23 protein-coding genes are annotated in these 24609 nt (G+C 64.7%); 6 read left to right on the top strand and 17 right to left on the bottom strand.

Going from position 1 to position 24609, the window contains the following annotated elements:
• Positions 1-8: 8 nt before the first annotated feature.
• Genes OSH05_RS10345 through OSH05_RS10335 form a run of 3 tightly spaced genes read left to right on the top strand, consistent with a single transcriptional unit; the run spans position 9 to position 3264 of the window.
• Positions 9-1151, top strand: coding sequence for a mandelate racemase/muconate lactonizing enzyme family protein (locus OSH05_RS10345; RefSeq protein WP_104221309.1), 1143 nt, complete (start codon positions 9-11; stop codon positions 1149-1151).
• 28 nt (positions 1152-1179) lie between these two features.
• Entirely contained in the window at positions 1180-2355 is a 1176-nt protein-coding gene (locus OSH05_RS10340; protein WP_104221308.1) for a mandelate racemase/muconate lactonizing enzyme family protein, read from the top strand.
• A 6-nt stretch (positions 2356-2361) separates the two neighbouring features.
• Positions 2362-3264 (top strand): aldose 1-epimerase, encoded by a 903-nt coding sequence (locus tag OSH05_RS10335; protein ID WP_104221307.1) that lies wholly within the window; start codon positions 2362-2364, stop codon positions 3262-3264.
• Positions 3265-3272: 8 nt separating this feature from the next.
• Here the strand turns inward: OSH05_RS10335 and OSH05_RS10330 are convergent, their stop codons facing one another.
• The 4 genes from OSH05_RS10330 to OSH05_RS10315 form a co-directional block, all read right to left on the bottom strand.
• Positions 3273-4541 carry a DUF763 domain-containing protein gene (locus tag OSH05_RS10330; RefSeq protein WP_104221306.1) on the bottom strand — a complete coding sequence of 423 codons (1269 nt, stop codon included), beginning with the start codon at positions 4539-4541 and terminating at the stop codon, positions 3273-3275.
• 75 nt (positions 4542-4616) lie between these two features.
• Positions 4617-5624 carry a zinc-binding alcohol dehydrogenase family protein gene (locus OSH05_RS10325; RefSeq protein WP_104221305.1) on the bottom strand — a complete coding sequence of 336 codons (1008 nt, stop codon included), beginning with the start codon at positions 5622-5624 and terminating at the stop codon, positions 4617-4619.
• Positions 5625-5695: 71 nt separating this feature from the next.
• A complete protein-coding gene (locus OSH05_RS10320) occupies positions 5696-6457 on the bottom strand; it encodes an ABC transporter permease (RefSeq protein WP_104221304.1) in 762 nt (253 codons plus the stop codon).
• Positions 6454-7374 (bottom strand): ABC transporter ATP-binding protein, encoded by a 921-nt coding sequence (locus tag OSH05_RS10315; protein WP_104221322.1) that lies wholly within the window; start codon positions 7372-7374, stop codon positions 6454-6456. The genes OSH05_RS10320 and OSH05_RS10315 overlap by 4 nt, the downstream gene beginning before the upstream one ends.
• A gap of 201 nt (positions 7375-7575) precedes the next feature.
• Here OSH05_RS10315 and OSH05_RS10310 point away from each other — a divergent pair, with 201 nt between their 5' ends.
• Positions 7576-8790, top strand: a complete 1215-nt coding sequence (locus OSH05_RS10310) for an efflux RND transporter periplasmic adaptor subunit (protein ID WP_104221303.1) — start codon at positions 7576-7578, stop codon at positions 8788-8790.
• Positions 8791-8800: 10 nt separating this feature from the next.
• The gene (locus OSH05_RS10305) at positions 8801-11947 is read left to right on the top strand and encodes an efflux RND transporter permease subunit (RefSeq protein WP_104221302.1); all 3147 of its coding nucleotides are present in this window, start codon (positions 8801-8803) and stop codon (positions 11945-11947) included.
• On the opposite strand, the gene OSH05_RS10300 is transcribed toward OSH05_RS10305, so the two are convergent.
• The 7 genes from OSH05_RS10300 to OSH05_RS10270 all read right to left on the bottom strand — a co-directional run bounded on the left by OSH05_RS10300 (position 11932) and on the right by OSH05_RS10270 (position 19366).
• Positions 11932-12648: a class I SAM-dependent methyltransferase gene (locus tag OSH05_RS10300; protein WP_104221301.1), complete on the bottom strand. Its 717-nt coding sequence runs from the start codon at positions 12646-12648 to the stop codon at positions 11932-11934. The two genes, OSH05_RS10305 and OSH05_RS10300, sit on opposite strands and share 16 nt — an antisense overlap.
• Before the next feature lie 64 nt (positions 12649-12712).
• A complete protein-coding gene (locus OSH05_RS10295) occupies positions 12713-12925 on the bottom strand; it encodes a BrnA antitoxin family protein (protein WP_104221300.1) in 213 nt (70 codons plus the stop codon).
• A gap of 219 nt (positions 12926-13144) precedes the next feature.
• Positions 13145-13441, bottom strand: coding sequence for a porin (locus OSH05_RS10290; protein WP_104221299.1), 297 nt, complete (start codon positions 13439-13441; stop codon positions 13145-13147).
• A gap of 61 nt (positions 13442-13502) precedes the next feature.
• Positions 13503-16727, bottom strand: a complete 3225-nt coding sequence (locus OSH05_RS10285) for an efflux RND transporter permease subunit (protein ID WP_104221298.1) — start codon at positions 16725-16727, stop codon at positions 13503-13505.
• Positions 16724-17740, bottom strand: a complete 1017-nt coding sequence (locus tag OSH05_RS10280; protein ID WP_104221297.1) for an efflux RND transporter periplasmic adaptor subunit — start codon at positions 17738-17740, stop codon at positions 16724-16726. The genes OSH05_RS10285 and OSH05_RS10280 overlap by 4 nt, the downstream gene beginning before the upstream one ends.
• Positions 17741-17832: 92 nt before the next feature.
• Positions 17833-18036 (bottom strand): YgaP family membrane protein, encoded by a 204-nt coding sequence (locus tag OSH05_RS10275; protein ID WP_104221321.1) that lies wholly within the window; start codon positions 18034-18036, stop codon positions 17833-17835.
• Positions 18037-18067: 31 nt separating this feature from the next.
• Positions 18068-19366, bottom strand: coding sequence for an NAD(P)/FAD-dependent oxidoreductase (locus OSH05_RS10270; protein ID WP_104221296.1), 1299 nt, complete (start codon positions 19364-19366; stop codon positions 18068-18070).
• A 238-nt stretch (positions 19367-19604) separates the two neighbouring features.
• Here OSH05_RS10270 and OSH05_RS10265 point away from each other — a divergent pair, with 238 nt between their 5' ends.
• Complete coding sequence (locus OSH05_RS10265; RefSeq protein ID WP_266352152.1) at positions 19605-19949, top strand: ArsR/SmtB family transcription factor; 345 nt, start codon at positions 19605-19607, stop codon at positions 19947-19949.
• Here the strand turns inward: OSH05_RS10265 and OSH05_RS10260 are convergent.
• The 6 genes from OSH05_RS10260 to OSH05_RS10235 all read right to left on the bottom strand — a co-directional run bounded on the left by OSH05_RS10260 (position 19919) and on the right by OSH05_RS10235 (position 24465).
• On the bottom strand, positions 19919-21373 hold the full coding sequence (locus OSH05_RS10260) for an ArnT family glycosyltransferase (protein WP_266352151.1): 1455 nt from the start codon (positions 21371-21373) through the stop codon (positions 19919-19921). The genes OSH05_RS10265 and OSH05_RS10260 overlap by 31 nt on opposite strands.
• Positions 21370-22488, bottom strand: a complete 1119-nt coding sequence (locus OSH05_RS10255; RefSeq protein ID WP_104221295.1) for a glycosyltransferase — start codon at positions 22486-22488, stop codon at positions 21370-21372. The genes OSH05_RS10260 and OSH05_RS10255 overlap by 4 nt, the downstream gene beginning before the upstream one ends.
• Before the next feature lie 169 nt (positions 22489-22657).
• Positions 22658-23230 (bottom strand): dihydrofolate reductase family protein, encoded by a 573-nt coding sequence (locus OSH05_RS10250; protein WP_104221294.1) that lies wholly within the window; start codon positions 23228-23230, stop codon positions 22658-22660.
• Between the two features lie 22 nt (positions 23231-23252).
• On the bottom strand, positions 23253-23615 hold the full coding sequence (locus tag OSH05_RS10245) for a nuclear transport factor 2 family protein (RefSeq protein ID WP_104221293.1): 363 nt from the start codon (positions 23613-23615) through the stop codon (positions 23253-23255).
• Positions 23616-23638: 23 nt separating this feature from the next.
• Complete coding sequence (locus tag OSH05_RS10240) at positions 23639-24109, bottom strand: SRPBCC family protein (protein WP_104221292.1); 471 nt, start codon at positions 24107-24109, stop codon at positions 23639-23641.
• Positions 24106-24465 carry an ArsR/SmtB family transcription factor gene (locus OSH05_RS10235; RefSeq protein WP_104221291.1) on the bottom strand — a complete coding sequence of 120 codons (360 nt, stop codon included), beginning with the start codon at positions 24463-24465 and terminating at the stop codon, positions 24106-24108. Before OSH05_RS10235 ends, OSH05_RS10240 begins: the two co-directional genes overlap by 4 nt.
• Positions 24466-24609 lie beyond the last annotated feature (144 nt).

The following is a 24609-nucleotide window of genomic DNA, read 5'->3' as shown; positions in this document are numbered from 1 at the left end:
AGGATATCATGAAGATCACATCGATCCGCTCCACCGGCCTCTTCGGCGAGACCCCAAAAGGTGGCTGGTCCAACGAGATCAAGCCGAACGACTCCGTCCATGCGCTGATCGCGGTCCACACCGATGAGGGCGTCGTCGGCCTCGGCAGCGTCTTTACCGATGCCCGCCTGGTCAAGGCGGCGCTCGAAGTGCTGGAGCCGCTCTATCTCGGCGAAAACGCTCTCGAACCGATGCGCGTCTCCGAAAAGCTGCACCAGAACACCTTCTGGATGGGCATGGGCGGCACGTTGACCCATGCGATCTCCGGCATCGACATCGCACTCTGGGACATCCTCGGCAAGGTTACCGGCCAGCCGGTCGGCCGCCTGCTCGGCGGCACCTATCGCACCAAGGTGAAGCCCTATGCCTCGATCCTCATGGAAATGCCGGACCTGATGCGTGAGCGCACCGCCGAGTTCCGGGCGGCCGGCTTCAAGGCGATCAAGATCGGCTGGGGTCCGATGGGCCGGCGCGACAGCTACAAGCTCGACGAGGAGATCGTCCGCGCGGCCCGCGAAGGCGCGGGCGAGGATTGCCTGCTGATGGTCGATCCCGGCGCTTCCGACGCCTTCTGGCCCAACGGCCTGCGCTGGGCGTTGCGCACCGCCGAGATGGTCAAGGATTATGACGTCTACTGGTTCGAGGAGGCGCTCAGGCCCGAGGCGATCGACGATTTCGTCGTGCTGCGCGCCCAGAGCCCGGTGCCGATCGCGACCGGCGAATGCCTGACCCGGCGCAAGACCTACCTGCCCTGGTTCGTGCGCGGCGCGCTCGACATCGTCCAGCCCGACGTCACCAAGGTTGGCGGCATTTCGGAGCAGATCCGCATTGCCCAGATGGCCGCGGAATTCGGTGTCCGCTATATCGGCCATGGCTGGAACACGGCCGTCGGCTTCGCCGCGGACCTGCAGCTCGCCGCCGCCATCCCCTCGGCCGAGCTCGTGGAATATATCGGCGGCTCGCCGTATCTCGACGACATCAAGCTCGGCGGCTGGACCCTCGACAGCGAGGGCCATGTCGAGATTCCGCAGCTGCCCGGCCTCGGCATCGAGCTCGACATCGATCAGCTCGCCCGCTTCACGCCCGACGCCCGCCACCTCCTCGTCGCCTGACGCATCAAGAAAAGCAGGAAACGCCACCATGAAAATCGATGCGGTCGACTTCTTCTATGTCGCCATGCCGGAAGTCACCACCGACGCCGATGGCAGCCAGGATGCGCTGGTCGTGCGCGTCTCAGCCGGTGGTCATATCGGCTGGGGCGAATGCGAAGCCTCGCCGCTCGCCTCGATCGCCGCCTTCGTCACGCCGATGTCGCATGGCGCCTGCCGCTCGGTGAGTGCCTCGGTGCTCGGAGCGAGGCTCGAGACGCCGGCCGACATCGAAGCGATCGCGGCCAAGGTCGCCTATGACAGCATGGACCTCCTGCAGGCGCCGCATACCTGGTCCGGCATCGAGATGGCGCTCTGGGACATTCTTGGCAAGGCGCGCGGCGAGCCCGTCTGGAAGATGCTCGGCTATGCGAAGGCCCATGCCAAGACGCCCTATGCCTCGCGCCTGTTCGGCAACACGCCGCAGGAGACGCTGGAGGGCGGACGCGAGGCACTGGCCGCCGGCTTCAAGGCCGTGAAGTTCGGCTGGGGGCCGTTCGGCACCGGCTCGGTCGAGGACGACATCGCCCATCTCGACGCCGCCCGCGAGGGGCTCGGTCCCGACGGCATCCTGCTCGTCGACGCCGGCCAGATCTTCGTCGCCGATGTCGAGGCCGCGGCAAAGCGCCTGCCGGCGCTGGAGCGCAATCGCGCCACCTGGTTCGAGGAGCCCTTCCATGCCGGCGCGCTGGGCGCCTATGCTGCGCTCGGCGCGCGCACCAGCGCCTTCCACATGGCCGGCGGCGAGGCCGCTCACAACACCTATATGGCCGAGCATCTGATCGATTTCGGCAAGGTCGGCTTCATCCAGATCGATTGCGGCCGCATCGGTGGCATCGGCCCGGCCAAGGCGGTGGCAGACTATGCGGTGGCGAAGGGCGTCACCTATGTGAACCACACCTTCACCTCGCATCTGGCCCTCTCCGCCTCGCTGCAACCCTTCGCCGGGCTGGCCGATCACCGGATCTGCGAATATCCGGTGGCGCCGCGCCAGCTCGCGATCGACCTGACGAAGAACCATGTGGAGCGCGACGCCAATGGCGAGATCACCGTTCCCGATGCGCCGGGTCTCGGCATCGAAATCGACCCGGCCGCGCTGGAGACATACCGCGTTGACGTCCGCATCGAGGTGAACGGCGCCCCGGTCTTCGTCAGCCCCCGCGCTTAACTCACGATGGCGGCGACGCGCATCCTGTCGGCCGGACCGCTCACGGCAACGATCCAGCCGTCGCTGGGCGGCAGCGTGACGCGCTTCACCTGCCAGGGCGCGGCCGGCCCTATCGACCTGATGCGGCCGCTCTCGACGGAGGCGGCAGCGGCGGCCGACGTGCTTGGCGCGGCGATGTTCCCGATGTTGCCCTATGCCAATCTGATCGAGAATAACGCCTTCGACTTCGGCGGCAGGACCTGGCGCTTCAAGGCGAACTTCCCGCCGATGCGCGACACGACGCATGGCTCGGGTTGGCTGTCGCGCTGGAGCGTCATCGCCGAGACCGCCACGCGCCTCGTGATCGAGCTTCGCGACGACGAGATCGGCTCGCCCTATCGCTTCCTGGCGCGGCAGGCTTTCCAGCTGACGCCGGAGCGCTTCGCAGTGACGATCGAACTCACGAACCTCGGCCCGGTCGCCATGCCGTTCGGCTTCGGCCTCCACCCCTGGTTCATCCGCACGCCGCAAACCCGACTTCGCTACCATGCGGAGACGGTCTGGCTCGAAGGCTATGACGGCATGCCGACCGAGGCGATCCGCGTTCCGCCCGAACTCGACTTCGACCAGCCGACGCGGCTGCCGGATGCAAGACGCAATCTCTGCTATGGCGGCTGGGACGGCGCCGCCCAGATCGAGTGGCCCGAATGGCGGCAGGGGTTGCGGGTCGAAGCGGATCCGGTTTTCCGCCATCTGATGCTCTATACGCCGAGAGGCGCGCCGCATTTCTGCATAGAGCCGCAGACCAACGCCTCAGGCGCTTTCAACCGCCTCGGCGAGGCGAGCGCCGACAGCCTCGGCGTGATTGTCCTGAAACCGGGCCAGAAAGCCAGCGGCACGACACGCTTCTCGCCCGTGGAATTGACTTAGCGCACCCGCTATTGCCGCCACGCTTTTTCCGCCTCGGCTTCCGGCGACAGCTCCCAGCCGAACACGCTGCGCCCGCCATAATCATGCGAGCGCCGCCGCTCCTCGGCGACGAAGGCATCGAAGCTGGGCCCATCCGCCGTCCGCTCCAGTTGACGTGACTGGCTGTCAAGCCGCTGGATCGCGTCCAACTTCTCCTCCTGGCCGAGCTTGGCCGCCGCGACGGCGGACTTCAGCACGCCGATCGTCTGGTCGAGCACGAGCGTCGGTACGGGAAAGGGGTGGCGGTCCTTGCCACCATGAGCGAGCGAGAAACGCGCCGGATCGGCAAAACGGCAGGGCGTTCCATGCACGATCTCGGCGACCATGGCGAGCGAGCGCACCGTGCGAGCCCCGACGCCGGGCACCAGTAGAAGCTCGGCAAAATCGCTCGGTCCCCTCTCGGCCGCCGCCGCCAGCGCGCCATGCAGGCGGCGCATCATCACGTCCTTCGGCCGGACGTCGTGATGCTCCGGCATGACGAGATGCGGCAGGAACGGCGCCTCGGGCGGAGGCGGCACAGGCTCGCTCCGCCTTGCAAGACCCACTGCCTCGCCGACGATGCCATCGGGTCCAAGCTCCATGAGAAGGTCGAGCTGCGCCTTTCGCGACGCCGCAGCGCGGCGGTCGGTCAGATTGACGATCTCGCCACGATTTTTTCCGTCGATCGCCGCATGCGGCGCTTCGACGAAACTCGTCAGCCCTTCAGACTGCCAGTGATAGCGGCGGGCAAGACGACTATCGCCATTCATGCCCTGCTGCACGACGACCCATTTGCCATCGTCGGTGACGAAGAAGCTGTGCAGATAGAGATCGAAACCGTCCTGCACCGCGGCACTGTCGACCTTGGCGACGAGGCGCGACGCGGTGGCGAGCGCCGCCCCGTCAAAGCCCACGCGCGTGCCGACCGCGACGAGTTCCGCCGGTGTCTGCCGCGAATGGCGGCCGCGACCGCCGCAGACATGGAGGCCGAGTTCCCCGGAAAGTGGCGCCAGCCCGCGCTTCAGCGCGCCGACGACGCTGGTGGTGATACCGGAGGAGTGCCAGTCCATGCCCATGACGGCACCGAAGGACTGGAACCAGAACGGGTGGGCGAGCCGGCGCAGGAATTCGTCCCGGCCATAGTGATGACAGATCGCTTCCGCGATCACGGCGCCAAGGCGGGTCATGCGCTGGCCGAGCCAGGCCGGCACGCGCCCATTGTGCAAGGGCAGATCCGCGCTGCCCGCCCGCTTGGCCATTCGACCCTCCAGAACAAAGGACGAACAACGAATAGCATGATGGGCGGCGCCGCGCCAGAAAACGTGTCCGCTCGGTCAGACTTCCAGGATCGCCTTGATCACGCCCGCCTCCGGCCGCGACCAGAGCGGAATCGCCTCCGGCGCATCGACGAGGAGGCCGCGATGCGTGGCGAGCGCCGCGACGGGAACGTTGCCGCCCCGCATGGCGGCGAGCACGGTCTCGAAATCCTCGCGCGTCGCATTGCGGCTGCCGAGCAGCGAGGTCTCGCGCTTGTGGAATTCGGGATCGGAGAAGGTGATGTCGGCGCGCACGATCGAGAGCAGCACATAGGTGCCGCCATGGCCGACATAGGCGAAGCCCTGCTGCATCGCGGCCGGGCTGCCGGTCGCATCGATGACGACGTCATAATATTCGCCGCCCGTTCGCGCGCCGAGCCGCTCGAACAGATCCGCCGACGCCTCGATCGTCCCGACGCCGAGCGCGCTTTCGCAGAATTCGAGCCGGCTGGCGATCCGGTCGGCGACGGTGACACGGGCGCCCCGCTGCTTGGCGAAGATGGCGGCGGAAATGCCGATCGGCCCCGCGCCGACGATCAGGACTTCGTTTTGCGGGCCGGCCGCCGAACGCCGTACGCCATGCGCACCGATGGCAAGGAACTCGACCATCGCCGCCTCGCGGGTCGAGAGCCCGGTGGCCGGCACGACATTGCGCTCGGGAACGGCAAGAAATTCGCCGGCTCCGCCATCGCGATGAACGCCGAGCACCTCAAGCCGCCGGCAGCAATTGGTGCGGCCCATGCGGCAGGCGCGGCATTCGCCGCAATAGAGATAGGGCTCGATCGCCACAACGTCGCCGGGACGGAACGCGCTGCCGGCGGGCGCCGAGACGACTTCACCGCCGAGTTCATGGCCGATGACCCGCGGATAGACGAGGTAGGGCTGGTTGCCATGGTAGATGTGATAATCGGTGCCACAGACGCCGACATGACGGATCCGGACCAAGACTTCATCGGCGCCCGCCACGGGCACGGGCCGGTCGACGAGGGATAGCTTCAGCGGCTCGTCGCAGGAAAGGGCTTTCATCGTCGCTCCGTCACGAAGGGTTCGCCTCGGCTGTATCACTTCCGCCGCCGGCCACAAGGGCGAAGGAAGGATCAGCGCTTCAGCCGGTATCCCGTGCGGAAGATCCAATAGACGATGCCGATGCAGGCGAACATGAACAGCAAGGTCATGCCGAGGCTGACACCGACGGCGAGATCAGACGTGCTGAAGAAGCTCCAGCGAAAGCCGCTGACGAGATAGACCACCGGATTGAACAGCGTCACCGTCCGCCAGAATGGCGGCAGCATCTCGATCGAATAGAAGCTTCCGCCGAGGAAGGTGAGCGGCGTGATGATCAGGAGCGGGATCAGCTGCAACTTCTCGAAATTATCCGCCCATATGCCGATGATGAAACCGAACAGGCTGAATGTGATCGCCGTGAGCAGCAGAAAGCCGATCATCCAGACCGGATGATCAATTCGAAGGTCGACGAAGAAAGCCGCCGTTGCCAGGGTGATCAGGGCGAGCAGCGTCGATTTGGTCGCCGCCGCTCCGACATAGGCGATCACGGTCTCGATCGGTGACACTGGCGCGGAGAGCAATTCGTAGATCGTGCCGACGAAGCGCGGGAAATAGATCCCGAAGGAGGCGTTGGAAACGCTCTGCGTCAGGAGGCCGAGCATGATCAGGCCCGGAACGATGAACGAGCCATAGGAAACACCGCCGATCTCGTTCATATGCGAGCCGATCGCCGATCCGAAGACGACGAAATAGAGCGACGTCGAGACGACGGGCGCGATGACGCTCTGCAGCAGCGTGCGCTGCGTGCGGGCCATCTCAAAGCGATAGATGGCAGCGATAGCGTGGAAGTTCATCGCTCCCCCCGGACCAGGCTGACGAAGATGTCCTCGAGCGAGCTTTCCTCGGTGCGCACGTCCTTGATCGAAAGGCCGGCGGCGGGAAGGTCGCGCAGGAAATCGGAAACGCCGGCGCGCGCACCGTCATAGGAATAGATCAGTTCCGTGCCGGCCGGCGACAGCGCAACCGAATAGGGCGCGAGCCCGATCGGCACGGTCTCGACAGGCTGCGCCAGCTCGACGATCAGCTGCTTGCGGCCAAGCTTCTGCATCAGCGCCTGCTTTTCCTCGACCAGCATCAGTTCGCCGCGCAGGATGACGCCGATCCGATCGGCCATCTCCTCCGCCTCTTCGAGGTAGTGCGTCGTCAGGATGATCGTGACACCCGCCTCGCGCAGCGTGCGGACGACGTTCCACATATCGTGGCGCAACTCGACATCGACGCCCGCCGTGGGCTCGTCGAGGAAGAGCACGCGCGGCTCATGCGCCAGCGCCTTGGCGATCAGCACTCGGCGCTTCATGCCGCCCGACAGCGTGATGATCTTGCTGTCCTTCTTGTCATAGAGGGACAGATCCTTCAGGACCTTCTCGACAAAGGCCGGATTGCGCGGCTTGCCGAAGAGGCCACGACTGAAGCTGACCGTCGCCCAGACTGTCTCGAACGCGTCGGTCGTCAGCTCCTGCGGCACCAGGCCGATCAGCGAACGTGCGGCGCGATAATCGCGGATGATGTCATGGCCGCCGATCTCGACGCTGCCGCCACTCGGCGTGACGAGGCCGCATACTGTGCTGATCAGCGTCGTCTTGCCGGCGCCGTTCGGGCCGAGCAGGGCGAAGATCTCGCCCGGGCGTATGTCGAGCGAGACATTCTTGAGCGCCGAGAAGCCCGACGCATAGGTTTTCGAGAGATTGCGGATCGAGATCATCGGCTGCATGGCGCGTAGATAGTTCATCGGAGCCGCCGCCGCCATAGCGGCGGCGACAACAATCCCAACGGGACGTGTCGCAAATTCGCGACAAAACTGGCTGCCCATCCGCCCGAAATCAATTGGGCCGCCCTGGCAATAGTCTGAAACATTTGGGCAAATCCCCGAAAGGCGCGCATGGTATCGCCCGAGGATGTTTGGAGATTGCCGATGACCAAGAGACGCCTCGCCTTCGCCCTGATGCTCGGGATGGCTACGATACTCGCCGCATGCTCGGAACAATCCGGCGGCGGAGCCGGTCCCAATGGGCCGGGAGGTGCCGCTGAAGTGGGCGTCATCAGCATGAAGAAGCAGGCGGTGCCGCTCACGGTGGAAGTTGCCGGCAGGACGAGCGCGCTCGCCACGGCCGAGATCCGTCCGCAGGTGGACGGCATCATCAAGAGCCGCGTCTTCACCGAAGGATCCGAGGTGAAAGCCGGCGATCTGCTCTACGAGATCGATCCGGGCAGCTACCAGGCGATCTATGACGCGGCTGCCGCCTCGCTCCAGAAAGCGGAAGGCGCATTGCCGAGCGCGCAGGCCAAAGTCGACCGCTACGATCAGCTTGTCGGCGCGAACTCCGTCACGGCGCAAAATCTCGACGATGCCAAGTCGACGCTCGCACAGGCGAAAGCGGATGTAGCCGCTGCCAAGGCCAGTGTCGAACAGGCCGAGATCAACCTCGCCCATACCAAGGTGACGGCGCCGATCGACGGGCTGATCGGCACCTCGACGGTCACGGAAGGCGCGCTGGTCACCGCCAACCAGACGACGGCGCTGGCAACCATTCGCCAGATCGATCCGATCAATGTCGATGTGACCGATTCAAGCGTCAATCTGCTGCGCATCCGCGGCATGATGGACAGCGGCCGACTGAAGCGCTCCGACGGTCCGCCGAAGATCCGGCTGATCCTTGAGGATGGCAGCACCTATGACCAGACCGGCACGCTCGAATCCACCGAGGCTTCGGTAAGCCAGACCACCGGCACCTTCTCGATCCGCTCCCGCTTCGCCAATCCCGTGCATCAGCTGCTCCCGGGCATGTATGTCCGCGCCGTCATCGCAATCGGTACCGACGAGAACGCCTATCTGGTGCCGCAGCGGGCTGTGGATCGGAACGCCAAGGGCGCGGCGACGGCGATGTTCGTCGGTGCCGACAACAAGGTGGAGACCCGCGTGCTGGAGACGGTCCAGGCGGTCGGCAATGCCTGGCTGGTCACCGACGGCATAAAGGATGGCGACCGGCTGATTGTCGACGGCTTGCAGAAGATACGCGAAGGCGCCGCCGTCACGGCCGTGGAGGTGACGCTCGACGAGAATGGCCTGGTGGCATCAGCGGCAGGCGGCGATGCGCCCGCTCCGACCGCCGACAGCGCCAAGAACTGAGGCAGAGACCATGGCCGCCTTTTTCATCGACCGTCCGATCTTCGCCTGGGTCCTTGCCATCGTCGTCATGCTGGCAGGCCTGCTCGGCGTCTATACGCTGCCGATCGCGCAATATCCGGAAATTGCGCCGACCACCGTCCGGATCTCAGCCTCCTATCCCGGTGCCAGCGCCGAGACGGTCGAGAACTCGGTGACCAAGATCATCGAGCAGGGCATGACGGGACTCGAGAACCTCACTTACATGTCGGGGTCGAGTTCGGCGAGCGGTCAGGCATCGATCCAGCTCACTTTCGACAGCGGGGTCGATTCCGACATTGCCCAGGTGCAGGTGCAGAACAAGCTGCAGTTGGTCGAATCGCAATTGCCGGACGCGGTGGTGAATCAGGGTATCACCGTCACCAAGTCGACATCGAGCATCCTGATGGTCGGCGCCCTCGTCTCGACCGATGGTAGCCTCGCCTCGGCCGACCTTGGCGATTATTTCAGCTCCACCTTCGAGGACGCCATCAAGCGGGTCGAAGGGGTCGGGGACGTCAACGTATTCGGATCCGGCTATGCCATGCGGATCTGGCTCGATCCCGACAAGCTTGCCAAATTCCAGCTCATGCCGGGAGACGTCTCGAGCGCGATCACCGTTCAGAACCGTCAGGTTTCCGCCGGTCAACTCGGCGATCTGCCAAGCCCGCAAGGACAGCAGCTCAATGTCACCGTCACCGCGCAGAGCCAGCTCCAGACGCCCGACGAGTTCCGCCGCATCATCCTGAAGACATCGCCGGACGGCTCGATCGTTCGGCTCGGCGATGTCGCGCGCGTCGAGATCGGGTCGGAGAGCTACACCTCCCTGTCGCGCTATAACGGCCTGCCTGCCGCTGGCTTCGGCATCAATCTCGCGACCGGCGCCAATGCAATCAACACGTCGGCCGGCGTCAAGGCGGTGATGGAGCAGCTCAGCGGCAGCCTGCCGTCCACGATCCAGGTCGTCTATCCCTATGACACCACCCCCTTCGTCCAACTCTCGATCGAGAAGGTCTTCGAGACGCTGATCGAGGCCGTCGTGCTCGTCTTCCTGGTGATGTTGCTGTTCCTCCAGAACATCCGGGCGACGCTGATCCCGACCATCGCAGTACCCGTCGTCCTGCTCGGAACCTTCGGCGTCCTCTCCTTCTTCGGCTATTCGATCAACACGCTGACCATGTTCGCCATGGTGCTGGCGATTGGTCTCCTCGTCGACGACGCGATCGTCGTCGTCGAGAATGTCGAGCGCGTCATGGCCGAGGAAGGGCTGCCGCCGCGCGAGGCGACCCGCAAATCCATGAACGAGATCACCGGCGCGCTCATCGGCATCGCCCTGGTGCTCTCCGCCGTATTCCTGCCGATGGCGTTCTTCTCAGGCTCCGTGGGCGTCATCTACCGGCAGTTTTCGGTCACCATCGTCTCGGCGATGGTGCTTTCGGTCCTCGTCGCCATCATTCTGACCCCGGCGCTCTGCGCCACCTTGCTGAAACCGGCAGCCCATGGCGAGCGCAAGGGCTTCTTCGGCTGGTTCAATCGCAATTTCGAGCGCGCCACCGGCCGCTATGAGCGCGGCGTACACGGCGTCATCCGCCGGCCACTCCGATTCCTGGCTCTCTTCCTGATCATGGTCTGCGGCGTCTACGCGCTGTTCACGACACTTCCCAGCTCCTTCCTTCCCGAGGAGGATCAGGGCGTCCTGATGGCCTCGATCACGCTGCCTGCCGGAGCCACGCAGGCGCGCACGCTCGAAGTGGTCAAGCAGGTCGAGGCGCACTTCGCCAACGAAGAAAAGGATAGTGTCGACAGCGTCTTCGCGGCACTCGGCTTCGGCTTCAACGGCAATGGTCAGAATTCGGCCATGGCCTTCATCAAGCTGAAGGATTTCGACGAGCGCAAGGGCGCGGGCCGGGGGGCCCAGGCGATCGCCGGCCGGGCCATGGCGGCTTTCGCGAAGATCCGTGACGCACAGGTCTTCGCCATGATGCCGCCGGTGATTCCCAATCTCGGCCAGTCGAACGGCTTCGAAATGTACCTGCAGGACACCGGTGGCGCCGGGCAGGAGAAGCTCAAGGCGGCGCGGGACCAGCTGCTGGCGGCGGCGGCGCAGGACGGCAAGCTCTCGGCTGTGCGCCAGGGCGGACAGGCGGACCAGCCCGAGTTCAAAGTCGGCATCGATCAGGAAAAAGCCAAGACCCTCGGCGTCGACCTGTCCGACATCAACACGACGTTATCGATCGCCTTCGCCGGATCTTACGTCAACGACTTCCTCGATCGCGGCAAGATCAAGCCCGTCTGGCTCCAGGCCGACGGCGCCTTCCGCGCCTCGCCGGCGAGCCTCAATTCCTGGTATGCGCGCAACGCTTCCGGCGAGATGGTGCCGTTTTCGAGCTTCTCCTCGTCCAGCTGGACGCAGGGCTCGCCGAAGCTCGATCGCTATAACGGCATTTCCGCCGTCAGCATCCAGGGATCGGCCGCTGCGGGTGTGAGCTCCGGTACGGCGATGGACGAGATGCTGACGCTCGTCGCCAAGCTGCCATCCGGTTTCACCGCCGCCTGGACCGGCCTGTCCTATCAGGAACAACTCTCGGGGAATCAGGCGCTGGCGCTCTACGCGATCTCGATCCTCGTCGTTTTCCTCTGTCTGGCAGCGCTCTATGAGAGCTGGTCGATCCCGTTCTCGGTTCTGCTGGCGGTGCCGATCGGCGTTCTGGGAGCGCTGGTCGCGGCGAAGCTGTTCGGCCAATCGAACGACGTCTACTTCAAGGTCGGTCTGCTGACGACGATCGGGCTCTCAGCCAAGAACGCGATCCTGATCGTCGAATTCGCCCGCGACCAGCAGGCGGCCGGCAAGGAGTTGGTCGAGGCGACGCTGCTGGCGGCGCGCCAGCGCCTCCGGCCGATCCTGATGACGTCGTTCGCCTTCATCCTAGGCGTGCTGCCGCTGGCGATCGCAACGGGCGCCGGCTCCGGCGCACAGAACGCCGTCGGCATCGGCGTCATGGGCGGCATGCTGGCGGCAACGGCTATCGGCATCTTCTTCGTGCCGATGTTCTACGTGGTCGTGCGCCGGCTGTCGGAGAGGTTGAGCAAGGGGAGCAGCGCTGTTGCGGCTCCGACCGCCGAACCTCACTTAAAACGGTAGAGGCGGAACAGATCGCTCGGCGAGCGGTAGAGCTCGCTCGTCGAGTCGAAGCCGGCATCCTCGCCGAGCGAACGCCAGGTCGAATCGGTCTCCGGATAGTCGCAGCCGTGGACATGGTCATGCACCTGGACAAGCTCGTCACGCGTGAAAGCAGACCAGCCGGGCTCCTGGCGATCCCAGCGCCGGAGCCATTCGTCGCGGCTCTCGCCGTCCGGACCGGCATTCTCATAGGCCAGGAATATCCCGCCGGAGCCGAGGAAGCGGCGTATATCGCGCATCGCTTGCAGCTTGCCCGAAGCCTGGAGATGATGGAGCGACAATCCAACCCAAGCCACATCGACCGGCGCGCTGCGGCGGGCAAGCGCCTCGGCAAAGTCACCCTGCTCCAGGCTGTGCCGGCAGTCTAAGGCGTCGAGCGCCCGTGCGGCGAGTTCCAGTGCCGGCCGCGACAGGTCGATGCCATGATACTCGGCGATACGCGTACCACGGAGAGCGCCGACGGATGCCGTCGCGTCGCCACAGGCGATATCGAGAAAACGGAACGGTCCGTCGAAGCCGCCGGCGAGGGCCCGATGCAGCGTCGCATAGGCCTCGCGATGAAAGAGGTAATTGTTGTCGACCATCTTCCGGTAGACCTGCCAGCCCTGCTGGAACAGTTCACCCGCCGACGATCCGTCCACTTCCTGCTGGTCCGGGCGCATGACGAAGCCCTCCGCTGTTGGGCAGAGGATAGGCCGATCTGTCCCGGACGGCGAATCGGCGCGATCAGGCGCTCTCGACGACGCGCCGCAGCGCCTCGTTGATGCGGTCCTGCCAGCCGGGACCTTCGGACTGGAAGTGTTCCAGCACGTCGCGGTCGATGCGGAGCGTGACCTGCTCGCGGCCGGCCGGCGGCGTGGCGGGCTTCGGATCGGGTTCGCGCTTCTTGGCAAAGACGGCTTCGGCCGCCTTGAAAGGGTCCTTGGATCGTATCGCCATGGGTATCTCCCCGTTCCGGCGTGTCGCTCGACCCCTCATACGACAAGGACAGCCGGCCGCAAGGCCGACTGTCCCTTAAGTCGTCATGGATATCCCGGAAAAACACACGGATACGCATCCACATACAAAGGTTTAGCGGCATTTCCTTGAAATTGCGTTAAGCACGCGACAGCGGCGCCGGGAACCGACGAAATTTTTGATCGGCCCCCGGAGCTGCGCCTACTTTGGTGGCGGTTCGTGCCACTGGCCGCCCTTCGACGAGCCAAACGACGTACCGAACTTCACATAGCCGCCGATCTTGATGCAGGTCGTCCCGCCGGCAACGGCCGTGAACCCTGGCCCGAAGGCCTCACAGATCTTGTTGTCGATCGGCTCGGCCTCGGTTGGGACGTCACCCGTCAGCGTTCCGGGATCGGGCTTCGTGACCCAGGCGCCGGACGCATCAAATGTCCCGGCAGCCTGCGCCGGACCGGCGACGGCTGCGAAGACCAAAAGGGCAAGGATCGGCGGCTTCATGGTGCAGCTCCTGCAACGATGAAGCCAGAGCTAGCATGGTGCCTGCGATCCTGCCACCCGCTCAAACCTCCGTCTTGCGTTTCGGCACGCCCGGTCCGCGCAGGGCCACATAGATGGCCGGGATCACCAGCACGGTGAGGGCCGTCGACGAGGCGAGGCCGAACAGCAGCGAGATCGCGAGGCCCTGGAAGATCGGATCGGTCAGGATCACCGCCGCGCCGATCATCGCCGCGAGCGCCGTCAGCAGGATCGGCTTGAAGCGGATCGATCCAGCCTCGATCAGCACGTCAATCCGCGGCCGGTCCGGCGTCTGCGCATGGCGGATGAAGTCGATCAGCAGGATCGAATTGCGCACGATGATACCGGCCAGCGCGATGAAACCGATCATCGAGGTGGCCGAGAACGGCGCTCCAAAGATCCAGTGGCCGATCATGATGCCGATGAAGGTCAGCGGGATCGGCGTCAGCACGACCAGCGGCAGGCGGAACGAGCCGAACTGGGCGACGACGAGGATGTAGATGCCGAGAATGGCGACGCCGAAAGCGGCCCCCATGTCGCGGAACGTCACCCAGGTCACTTCCCACTCGCCGTCCCACAGAAGCGTCGGATGCGATTCATCGTCCGGTTGGCCATGCAACGCAATCACAGGCTTCGGCAGATTGCCCCAATCGGCTTTGTCGATCGCATCCGAGACCGCGATCATGCCATAGACGGGCGCCTCGAAGGCTCCGGCAAGCTCCGCCGTGACCATCTCGGCCGCGCGGCCATTGTGACGGAAGATCGGGAACGAAGCCGGCTCCCTCGTCACCTTGACGATGTCGCCCAGCTCCACGACGCCACGCCCACCGGGCAACGCATCGGCCGGCACCGGAACGGCAAGGCCGCGCTCATCCACCACGCCGTCGCTTTTGGATAGCGCGAGGCGGATCGGAATCGGCTGGCGCCCGCCGCCGCGATGCGAATAGCCGACCGTCGTCCCGCCATAGAGCGCATTGATGGCGTCATAGGCATCGCTCTGCTCGACCTTATAATATTCGAGATTGTCCTGATCGATCGCCATGCGCAGGCGGGTCGGCTGCGTGTGGAAGCTGTCGTCGACATCAACGATGAAAGGAATGCTCGCGAAGATCTCGCGCACCTTGGTCGCGACCGCGCGGCGCGTGTCGGGGTCCGGGCCGTAGATCTCGGCCAGCAGTGTCCCCAGCACGGGCGGACCCGGGGGTGGCTCGACCACCTTGATCGCCGTCCCGGCGGGAAGATCGAGGCCCTTCAACTTCTCGCGCAGATCGACCGCGATGGCATGGCTGGCGCGGACGCGGTCCCCCTTTGGCGTCAGGTTGACCACGACATCGCCCTGGTTCGGCGACGATCGCATGTAGTATTGGCGCACGAGGCCGTTGAAGTTGAACGGCGAGTTGGTACCCGCATAGCTCTGGAACGACACGACTTCCGGAACGGCACCGAGCCGGTCGACGATCTGCTGCAGCGTCCTGTCCGTCGCCTCGACGGAAGACCCCGGCGGCAGGTCGACGACGATCTGCAGCTCTGTCTTGTTGTCGAAGGGCAGCAGCTTGACCGTGACATGCTGCGTGTAGATCAGCCCCAGCGAGGCGATGGTCGCCGCGCCGACGATGAGCAGGAACGTCCAGGACCGGGCGCGCGTCTTCAGCACCGGCCGCGCGACCGCCGCATAGGCTCGCCCAAGCCAGCCGCCCTGCCCCGCGTCGTGGCCATGGGCATGACCACCGTCATTTCCTTTGCGACCGAAGCGCATCATCAGCCACGGCGTCAGGATCACGGCGACGAAGAAGGAGAAGAGCATGGCGGCCGAGGCATTGGCCGGGATCGGGCTCATATAGGGGCCCATCATCCCCGACACGAACAGCATCGGCAGCAGCGCGGCGATGACGGTGAGCGTTGCGACGATGGTCGGATTGCCGACTTCGGCGACCGCCTCGATCGCCGCTTGCGCCCGCGGCCGCCCGTCCTTCATCGCCCAGTGCCGAGCGATGTTCTCGATCACCACGATCGCATCGTCAACCAGGATGCCGATGGAGAAGATAAGCGCGAACAGGCTGACGCGATTGAGCGTGTAGCCCATGATGCGCGAGGCGAAGAGCGTCAGCAGGATGGTTGTGGGAATGACGATGGCGACGACGATCGCCTCGCGCCAGCCGATCGCGATGGCGACCAGCACGACGATCGAGATCGTGGCGAGGCCGAGATGGAACAGAAGTTCATTCGCCTTTTCGTTGGCGCTCTCGCCATAGTTCCGCGTGATCGTCATCTCGACATCTTCGGGGAAGATCTGGCCGCGCACCTGCTCGAGGCGCTCGGTGATCGCGTCGGCGATGACAACGGCATTGGTGCCCGGCCGCTTGGCGATGGCGAGCGAGACGGCTGGCACGCGGTCGAGGCCGGAACCGGTCTTGCGGATCTCGGTCACGCGCGCTTCGTTCGGCTCGGTGACGAGCCGCACATTGGCGACATCGCGAACATAGACCGGCCGGCCGTCGCGGGCCGTGACGAGCAGATTGCCGATCTCGGTCAAGGTCTGCAGAGTCTGGCCGGCGACGAGCGTGCGCTGCTCACCGTTGTCGCGCACCAGCCCGACCTGAAACGAACGGTTGGCGCCGGCGATCTTGGCCTGTAGCTGCGCGAGCGTGATGCCGTAGAGCGATAGCTTCTCCGGATCGGGCTCGACGCGGATTTCCTCACCCTGCTCGCCGGAGATATAGGTGCGTCCGATATCCGGCAGCTTCGCGACCTCGACCTGAAGCTCGCGCGCAAGGCGGGTCAGGTCGTTCTCAGTCCAGCGCGAAGCGGCCCCCTGCGTCGGGGTCAGCGTCACGACGACGATGGCGACGTCGTCGATGCCGCGGCCGACGATCAGCGGCTCGGCAATGCCGACGGGGATCCGGTCCATATTCGCGTGGATCTTTTCGCTGACCCGAAGGACCGCCGCATCCGAATTGGTGCCGACCTGGAAACGCGCCGTCAGCAGCACGCCGTCATCTTCGGTGTGCGAATAGACATGTTCGACGCCGGCTATGCTCTTGACGATGGTCTCGAGCGGCTCGGTGACCAGCTTGGCGGCGTCCTCCGCCTTCAGGCCGTCGGCCGAAACGTGGACATCGACCATCGGGACCAGGATCTGCGGCTCCTCCTCGCGCGGCAGCGTGATGAGAGCGACGAGACCGAGCGCGAAAGCGGCGAGAAGGAACAGGGGCGTCAGCGGCGAGGCGATGAACGTCCGGGTCAGATTGCCGGCGATACCGAGTTTCATTTCGTGGCTTCCGGCAGGAGGATGCGGTCGCCGTCGCGAAGCCCAGTCAGGACGTCGACATAGGTCTTGCCGCCTTGTTCGAAGGTCGAGCCGAGGATCACGGCGACATCCATTTCGCCTTCGCCACCGACGAGCCGCACATAGTCGACGCCATGCTTGGTGGTGACGGCCTCCGGCGGAATGCCGATCGCTTGGCGACTGCCGACCGGAATCCAGACCAGGGTGCGCTCATTGACGAAATAGTCGCCAATGCCATCGACGGCGACGTCGGCGGTCACGCGCCCGTCCGATATCTCCGGATAGACCTTGGCGATCCGGCCTTCGCGTGTCGCCGGCGGTGCTCCGCCTTCGGCCGACGAGAGGCCGCGCTGGCCGACCAGCACGGTCGCATCCGTACGGATCTGCGCCGCATGCCGCTCTGGGAGCGACAACCGCAGATAATACTGGCCGGTGGCGATCCGTGCCACGCTTTCTCCGGCCAGCAGTACCGAGCCAAGCGTGACCGGAACCGAAAGAACCCTTCCGGTCGCTGGCGCCAGAACCGCGCCTTCCTGGGCCTGCTGCTGGATGACGGCGCGGTCCGACTGGGCGGCGGCGACCTGGTTGACGGCGACGTCATAGGCGGTCTTCGCCTGATCGACGCGCGCCTGGCTGGCCACGCCGCGCTGCAAGAGCTGCTGAGCCCGGTCAAGATCGAGCTGGGCGCTGGCGAGCTGCGATTGGACCTGCTTGATGCGTGCATCGGCGGCATCGAGCTGCAGCGCCAGCTTGTCGTCGACCACTTCGGCCACGACCTCGCCCTCGCTGACCTCCTGCCCCTCCTCTACCTTGATCGCGCGGATGGTTCCGCCGATTCGGGCGCGAGCCGGCACGACATTGCTGCTCTCGACCTCGCCATACACGGCCTTGAGTTCGGGGACGGTCTGGATCTTCGCAACGAACTCGGCCGCTCCGGCAGGCGAGAGACAGGCCGCAACGGCGAGACAGAGCAGCGAGAATTTCAGGCGTTTCATGACAACAACCCACTGGACGGGCGGAACCCCGCTTCGAACGAAATGCGGGCGCGGCCGGGGGTGCCGCACCCGCACGCGTGGCCTTCTCCGGATCAGGAAAAGGCCTTACCCGGCTGGACGCCGAGTTTCTTCAGGATCATCGCCGCGGGGCAGAAGCCGGTGACCGACGCCTGGATCAGGTTGAGACCGACGAAGGTGGTCAGCAACAGCCAATAGGGCGATACCCAGTGCCCGAGCGCCAGCGACACCAGGACGACGAAACCCGCAAACATCATGACGGCGCGATCAATGCTCATCTCATTCACCTCTTCTCGATTCTTTGCCGACTCATTTCCCTGCTACCTCGTCCAGATGGATGTCCTTCAGCTTCTTGATGCCGAGAACGTCGAGGACGAGATTTTCATAGAAGGTGTCGCTCTGGCCGAGGCGGACCTTCCGAAGGAAGTACTTTTCGAAGCCGATCTTGGCCGCGTGAACCCATTTGCCCTGCGCCGACCAGTTGACATTGCGCGGCGGGATCTGCGGCTGGGCGACGAAGGCAATCCCCTGATCACCGAAATCGGCGAGGCACACGGCATTCCATGTCGCCACTGCCCGCGGCGCCTCGCCATCCAGAAGCGCCCGGATGTTCTTCGCCGTCGCCGTCACCATGGATTCGATCATGAAGCCAGTCTTGGGAACGCCCACGGCCAGCGGCGTCTTGCCAACCGGCGGGATCGCGACGCAAACCCCGATCGCAAAGATGTTCGGGAAGGCGGCGTTGCGCTGGTGGCGGTCGATTTGAATGAAGCCGCGCGGATTGGTGAGACCGTCAATTCCGGCCACTGCCGGCACGCCGCGGAAGGCCGGCAGCATCATCGAATAGGCAAAGGGAAGTTCGTGGCTGGTCTTCAGCGACCCGTCGTCATTGACCTCTTCGACGAACATCCGGCCCGCTTCGACCTTGGTGACGCGTGCATTGGTGATCCACTTGATGTGACGTTCGCGGAGCGCACTCTCCAGCAAGCCCTTGGTATCGCCGACGCCGTCGAGGCCGAGATGGCCGATATAGGGCTCCGGCGTCACGAAGGTCATTGGCACCCGGTCCCGCACTTTCGCCCGGCGAAGCGCAGTCTCCAGGATGAAGGCGAATTCATAGGCGGGTCCGTAGCAGGACGCGCCCTGCACCGCACCGATCACGACCGGCCCCGGCGAGTCGACCAACGCCTCATAAGCCACCTTGGCATCTAGGGCATGATCGATATGGCAGACCGACTGCGTGTAGCCCTGGGGCCCAAGGCCTGGAACCTCGTCAAAGGCGAGATCGGGACCGGTTGCGATCACCAGATAGTCATAGTCGAGGAAGGTACCGTCATTCAGTTCGATCCGGTTCTCCACGGCATGCACACGCTTCGCGCCCTCCGGACGAAGGGTGATACCCCGCTTGGCGAAGACCCCCTCGAGGTCGACACTGATATCCCCCCGCTCACGCCAACCGACAGCAACCCATGGATTGGAAGGCACGAAAGAATAGGTCGAACCAAGATTGATCACCGTCAACCGATCTTCCGGCCGCATCGCCGACTTCATCTCATAGGCCATGATGACGCCGCCCAACCCGGCGCCCAGAACTGCTATATTCGCCATGATTTTCCTCCCACAGCGTCAACTTCTATTTCTACGAACCGACCATTGAGCGCCTTGCGCGCGATCAATCCATCCGGTGCATTCATCAATGCTTGGGCCGACGGCACCGATCCGGACGGCATATGTCGCCTTGACGCCATCGGGTGAACGGCGAGAATTGGCGTGGCTCCTGCCTCCGACTTCGAGCTTGCACATAACATTCAAAGGTTTTAAATTCAAGACTATGAATGTCATAGATATGATCCCTGCAGCCGAACAGGCAGCCGAACTGATGCGGAGCCTGTCGCATCCGCAGCGGCTTCTGACGCTTTGCGCTTTGGGGGGGGCGGAGAAGTCGGTGGCGGAGCTCCGGCAGGAGCTCGGCATCGATCAGGTACCGATGTCGCAGCAGTTGATGCGGCTACGCGCCGACGGGCTGGTGGAATCCCGTCGCGAGGGCACGACGGTTTATTACCGCATCACGCGCCCAGAGGTCGTCACAGTCGTTGAGGCTCTGCACGCAGCCTTCTGCCGTCCAGGCCAGGCCGAGCTCTGCGACCAGCCGGCCACGCCTCAGGAATCGGGCGATATATCGACCCGGTAGATGTGGAACGGCGTGATGACCGCGTCGCCATAGCGTTGGTCGACGGTGCCAAGCGAGGTGATAGTCGCGAACGGGACCTTGAAGTCGCCGGGAAGCTCGGACCGCATCACCATGAGGCCGGTCCCCCGGAACGCCTCGGGCCTCGGCTCGGCGAGCGTCGCATAGCGCTCGCGGTCATTGGCCTGCGCGACCTTCAGTTCCGGCAGCAGCAGCGCGAGTTCGGCATTGAGCTGATAGTCATGGGTAACGACGTAGCCGGCGCCGTTTTCCCTCGCCAGGACGCGGATCTCGGTGGCCAGCTCGTTCCAGCCCCGCGTCATGCGCAGGATAGGATCCTTTCGCCCGAGCGCCGGCAGCGGCCCCGCGACGACATAGATCGATCCGAAGATGACGATGGCGAGTGCCACGGGAGCAGCGAACCGCGAAAGAAAGCCCCGCACGCCGCCGGCCTCACGGCTCGTTGCCGCCGCAGCGGTGATCGCCAGCGCCGGATAGAGAAAGCCAGGCCAGTTGCCCTCGACGCGGGCGCGGAGCGCGTGGAACAGGAAATAGGCTGTCGGCACGATCAGAAGGGCAAGCAGCAGCCTTCGAGCCGCAGGCGAGCGATAGGCGGCCGCCGCCGCGGGGATCAAGCCGATGACCGCGAGTGCAAAGATGAAGGGGGTTGCCAGGCCGAGCTGCGCGCCGACCAGTTCGAGGATATAGCGGGGCGCGAGGGGCTGCTCCTCCGTGACGCGCCCGCCCTGCTTGAGGAACGTCGCCCATCCATGCGTGGCGTTCCACGCGATGTTGGGCGCAAAGAAAAGAACCGACACGAAGAGGGCCAACCAGGGCTTTGGCCCCAGTAGCTGGCGACGCCATTGCGGGGTGATCAGCACGGCCACCGAAAAGCCGGCCGCCAGCAGCGCGGCAGAATATTTGGCCTCGAAGGCAAGGCCGGTGGCGACACCCATGGCGAGCCAATGCGCGAGATGATCGCTCGTCGTCAGCCGCGCCGCGCAATAGAGCATCGCGGCAGCAAACAGAATGAGCGGCGCATCCGGCGTCGCTACCACCATGCCGAAATAGCCGAGCAGCGTCAGATTGAAGAAGAGAGCGGCGAGGGGCGCCGCGCGTCGGTCGGCGGTCAGGATCGCCGCTGCGCGCCAGACGAAGGCGCTGGCCGGGATCGCTGACAGCACGCAGAAGAGGCGCACGCCCAGCGGTGTCTCACCCAACAAAGACGTGCCCGCGCGGATGAAGAAAGCGATGATCGGCGGATGATCGTAATAGCCGGCCGAAAGGCTGCGCGCCCAGAGCGCGTAATAGGCCTCGTCCGGCGTCAGCGGCGTCAAGGCACCGATGGCGAGGCGGCCGAGGACGAGCAGGCCGATCAGCCAGAGCGCCGTTCTTTCGCTGTCACCTTGGGTGTGAATCCAGCTCACGCCTTGCTCTTCCAGACGAAGGATCGGCTGAGCAGATAGTTCCAGATCGCACCAACGACAGAGCCGGCAACACCCGCCACCCACCAGCGGGCCGTCTCGTGAAACACCCAGCTGCCGACGCCGACATTGCCGACAGCGCCGAGGCCGCAGACGGCGTAGAATTTCAGGAGCCCTGGCACCATCGCCCAGCCCGTCAACCGCTGGTCGCGATAGGTCAGGAAATTGTTGACGACAAAGTTGAAGGTCATGGCCACGATCGTCGCGGCTGTCTGGCCGAGGACGAAACTGCCACCAGCGCCCAGCACGATGCGCAGCGTCAGCAGATGCACGAAGAGCCCGAGCACGCCCACAAGGCCGAACAGGACGAAGCGTATGGAAATGAGACCGCCGCTCGCCTTCGACAGAAGCAGACCGACGAAATCGACCAGGACCTGATTGTCGAGCTTGCTCTCGCCGTGCTGGCGAGCCGAGAAGGAATAGGGAACTTCAGCGATGCGGATGTCGGACCCCGACGTCAGCAGAATGTCGAGCAGGATCTTGAAGCCCTGGTTCGACAGGCGAGGCGCCGCAGCCTCGATCACGTCGCGGCGCAGCATGAAGAAGCCGCTCATCGGATCGGACGTGCGGATCGTGAAGAATTTCTTCGAGAGATCGGTGGCGAACCGGCTCATGGCGCTGCGGCGGGCGCTGAACGCCGAGGCCTCGCCGCCCGCGGCATAGCGCGTGCCGACCACGAGCTCGGCACCGGCGCGGATCTGGGCAAGCATTCGCGGCAGGACGGTCTCGTCATGCTGGAGATCGGCGTCGATCACCGCGACGACCGGAGCCTGGGCCGACAGCATGCCTTCTATGCAGGCGCCGGCGAGGCCGCGACGGCCCACCCGGCGGATCGCGCGGACACGTCCGTCGCGCGCGCCGATCTGGCGCACGGCGTCGATCGTGCCGTCGGGAGAATCGTCGTCGACGAAGATCACTTCCCAGCGAATCCCGTCGAGCGCGGCCGCGAGCCTTGCCACGAGCGGCGCGACATTGTCCCGCTCCCGAAACGTCGGGACGACGATGCTGAGATCGGGGACGAGATCGCCGGGCCTGGCGACGATCAGAGGCTGGTTCATACTCGATCTCCGCACGCCGGAAATCGATGGCCGGCTGCCTCTCAAGCGCGAGCGGACACGTCACTGGGCGATCGGGAACGACCGTGGCGGCCCGGCCCGACCCGATAGCTTGAGATTGCGGCGAAGTCCAGCCGCGCGGCACGACCCGTCAGAGGGAAGCCGCGGCCCGTCAGTGCGGATCGCGATAATGAAGGATCATGGCGCCTGTATCGAGCTGGCGCGAGGACAGAAGCTCCAGCTTGAAGCGATGATGGCTGCCGCGAAACAGCGGATTGCCAGCGCCAAGAACAAGGGGTGTGATCATGAAGCGGTATTCGTCGAATAGTCGCTCCCGAATGCCGTGCGAGGCGATGTCGGCGCCGCCGAACATCACGATGTCGCCGCCCGGCTCGGCCTTCAGCCGCGCGATCTCCGTCGCGACATCGCCGCGCACGATCCGCGAGTTGTCCCAGAGTGGCTCAGCCAGAGACTTCGAGAACACGACCTTCGGCAGGCGATTCATGGTCGGGGCATGGTCGATCTTCGCGGCCGGGCTGTCCGGATCGGTCGCGGCCGGCTGCCAGAACGCTGCGTTCATCAGATAGGCGACGCGGCCATAGAGGATTGTCCCGGTTGTCGCGAGGTTCGCGTCCACCCAGTATCGGTTCAGATCGTCCGACCAGTCCGGCGGTACCAGTTCGTGGTTCGGCGCCTCAATGAAGCCGTCGAGGCTCATGAACATCGACAAAATGACCTTGGGCATCGCTTCCCTCCCTATCGTCGGCTCAACCTGACACCTTCAGGATCTCCTTCGGCAGGAAGCCGAAAAAGACATCCACGGAACGCAGTTGCTCACCTTCGAAACGAAACAGCTCCGCATTGCGAAAGGTTCCGCCCGGCTTGCCCTCTGTCTCATAGAGAACGAAGCACTCATTCCCCTGAACAAAGATCCGCTTGTCCTCGCGGAAACGAAACGAGCTGGCATGCGGCCAGCATCGCTCGAAATAGGCATCCCGGTCGATCCGGTCGTCGAACGGGCTGGTGAAGGTGAAATCCGGCCCGAGCAGCGCTTCCATCGCCCCGCGGTCGGCATTCTGGAAGGCGTCGAAATAAGAGCGGGCTAGCGATACGATCCTCTCGTCGGTCATGGTGATCTCCTCCTTGGTAGGCCTCAGTTCACCGCGTCGCCATGGGCAAGCGAGGCGCCCAGCTGACCCAGCAATTCGCGCGTGCCGTGCTCGCGGCTTCCGGCATCGTCATATCCGTCGAGAAAGACGCCCTGCTCCGTGAAGGTGAGCTTCGTCCCGGAGAGGTCGGCAGCGAACTCGACCGTCGTCAGCGAGACGGAGATGCGGCTGTCGCCAAGATGCAGGTCGTAACTGAAGACGATCCGCTCGTCGGGAACGATGTCCTGATAGAGCGCCTCGAACCGATGGGCCGGTCCTTCCTTCGGGCCGCCGCTGCTGATCTCGCGGCCACCGACACGAAAATCGAGCTCATGCCGTCCCTGCCCCCATTCGGGCGGGCCGACGAACCAGCGCGCCTTCAGCTTCGGATCGGCAAAGGCGGCGAAGACCCGCTCGGGCGGCGCGGGATAGTGTTTCTCGATGACGAACGTGGCGTGGACCGCGGATCGCTTCATGGTTCCTCTCCCTGGATCGTCTTGGCTGGTTCGCCGCTCTCGGCGAGGAAATCACCGAGCCGGTCGAGGCGGCGCTCCCACATCGTGCGCCGCTGCTGGATCCAGCCTTCCGCCGCGCGCAGCGCTGCTGGCTCGATGCGGCATGTCCGAACCCGCCCGACTTTCTCCGAGCGGACCAGACCGCTGGATTCCAGCACCTGCAAGTGCTGGACGACGGCCGGAAGCGACATCGAGAAGGGCGCGGCAAGCTCGGTGACCGACGCCGGTCCCCGGCAAAGCCGTTCGACCATGACCCGCCGCGTCGGGTCTGCCAAAGCCTGGAACAGATGATCGAGTGCCGATGATTGGTTAAGCATTGTCTTAAGTATTATGATCTTAAACGCCGTGTCAAGCCGCCGCGCCCTTGCCCCGCCAAACCCCTGTTCAGGGCCTCCGCCTACCCCTACTTTGCGAACGAGGCGCACCAGCCGAATCTGGCGCGGCGATTCAGCTCAAGGAAA

Origin of the sequence: Kaistia algarum (assembly GCF_026343945.1) — a bacterium.
GTDB lineage: Bacteria > Pseudomonadota > Alphaproteobacteria > Rhizobiales > Kaistiaceae > Kaistia > Kaistia algarum.
This window is presented reverse-complemented; position numbering and strand designations above follow the sequence as displayed.

Bases quoted from the DNA above. Each gene is read 5' to 3' on its own strand.
- OSH05_RS10345 (WP_104221309.1), top strand. From the start codon at position 9: ATGAAGATCACATCGATCCGCTCCACCGGCCTCTTCGGCGAGACCCCA.
- OSH05_RS10340 (WP_104221308.1), top strand. From the start codon at position 1,180: ATGAAAATCGATGCGGTCGACTTCTTCTATGTCGCCATGCCGGAAGTC.
- OSH05_RS10335 (WP_104221307.1), top strand. From the start codon at position 2,362: ATGGCGGCGACGCGCATCCTGTCGGCCGGACCGCTCACGGCAACGATC.
- OSH05_RS10330 (WP_104221306.1), bottom strand. From the start codon at position 4,541: ATGGCCAAGCGGGCGGGCAGCGCGGATCTGCCCTTGCACAATGGGCGC.
- OSH05_RS10325 (WP_104221305.1), bottom strand. From the start codon at position 5,624: ATGAAAGCCCTTTCCTGCGACGAGCCGCTGAAGCTATCCCTCGTCGAC.
- OSH05_RS10320 (WP_104221304.1), bottom strand. From the start codon at position 6,457: ATGAACTTCCACGCTATCGCTGCCATCTATCGCTTTGAGATGGCCCGC.
- OSH05_RS10315 (WP_104221322.1), bottom strand. From the start codon at position 7,374: ATGCAGCCGATGATCTCGATCCGCAATCTCTCGAAAACCTATGCGTCG.
- OSH05_RS10310 (WP_104221303.1), top strand. From the start codon at position 7,576: ATGACCAAGAGACGCCTCGCCTTCGCCCTGATGCTCGGGATGGCTACG.
- OSH05_RS10305 (WP_104221302.1), top strand. From the start codon at position 8,801: ATGGCCGCCTTTTTCATCGACCGTCCGATCTTCGCCTGGGTCCTTGCC.
- OSH05_RS10300 (WP_104221301.1), bottom strand. From the start codon at position 12,648: ATGCGCCCGGACCAGCAGGAAGTGGACGGATCGTCGGCGGGTGAACTG.
- OSH05_RS10295 (WP_104221300.1), bottom strand. From the start codon at position 12,925: ATGGCGATACGATCCAAGGACCCTTTCAAGGCGGCCGAAGCCGTCTTT.
- OSH05_RS10290 (WP_104221299.1), bottom strand. From the start codon at position 13,441: ATGAAGCCGCCGATCCTTGCCCTTTTGGTCTTCGCAGCCGTCGCCGGT.
- OSH05_RS10285 (WP_104221298.1), bottom strand. From the start codon at position 16,727: ATGAAACTCGGTATCGCCGGCAATCTGACCCGGACGTTCATCGCCTCG.
- OSH05_RS10280 (WP_104221297.1), bottom strand. From the start codon at position 17,740: ATGAAACGCCTGAAATTCTCGCTGCTCTGTCTCGCCGTTGCGGCCTGT.
- OSH05_RS10275 (WP_104221321.1), bottom strand. From the start codon at position 18,036: ATGAGCATTGATCGCGCCGTCATGATGTTTGCGGGTTTCGTCGTCCTG.
- OSH05_RS10270 (WP_104221296.1), bottom strand. From the start codon at position 19,366: ATGGCGAATATAGCAGTTCTGGGCGCCGGGTTGGGCGGCGTCATCATG.
- OSH05_RS10265 (WP_266352152.1), top strand. From the start codon at position 19,605: ATGATCCCTGCAGCCGAACAGGCAGCCGAACTGATGCGGAGCCTGTCG.
- OSH05_RS10255 (WP_104221295.1), bottom strand. From the start codon at position 22,488: ATGAACCAGCCTCTGATCGTCGCCAGGCCCGGCGATCTCGTCCCCGAT.
- OSH05_RS10250 (WP_104221294.1), bottom strand. From the start codon at position 23,230: ATGCCCAAGGTCATTTTGTCGATGTTCATGAGCCTCGACGGCTTCATT.
- OSH05_RS10245 (WP_104221293.1), bottom strand. From the start codon at position 23,615: ATGACCGACGAGAGGATCGTATCGCTAGCCCGCTCTTATTTCGACGCC.
- OSH05_RS10240 (WP_104221292.1), bottom strand. From the start codon at position 24,109: ATGAAGCGATCCGCGGTCCACGCCACGTTCGTCATCGAGAAACACTAT.
- OSH05_RS10235 (WP_104221291.1), bottom strand. From the start codon at position 24,465: ATGCTTAACCAATCATCGGCACTCGATCATCTGTTCCAGGCTTTGGCA.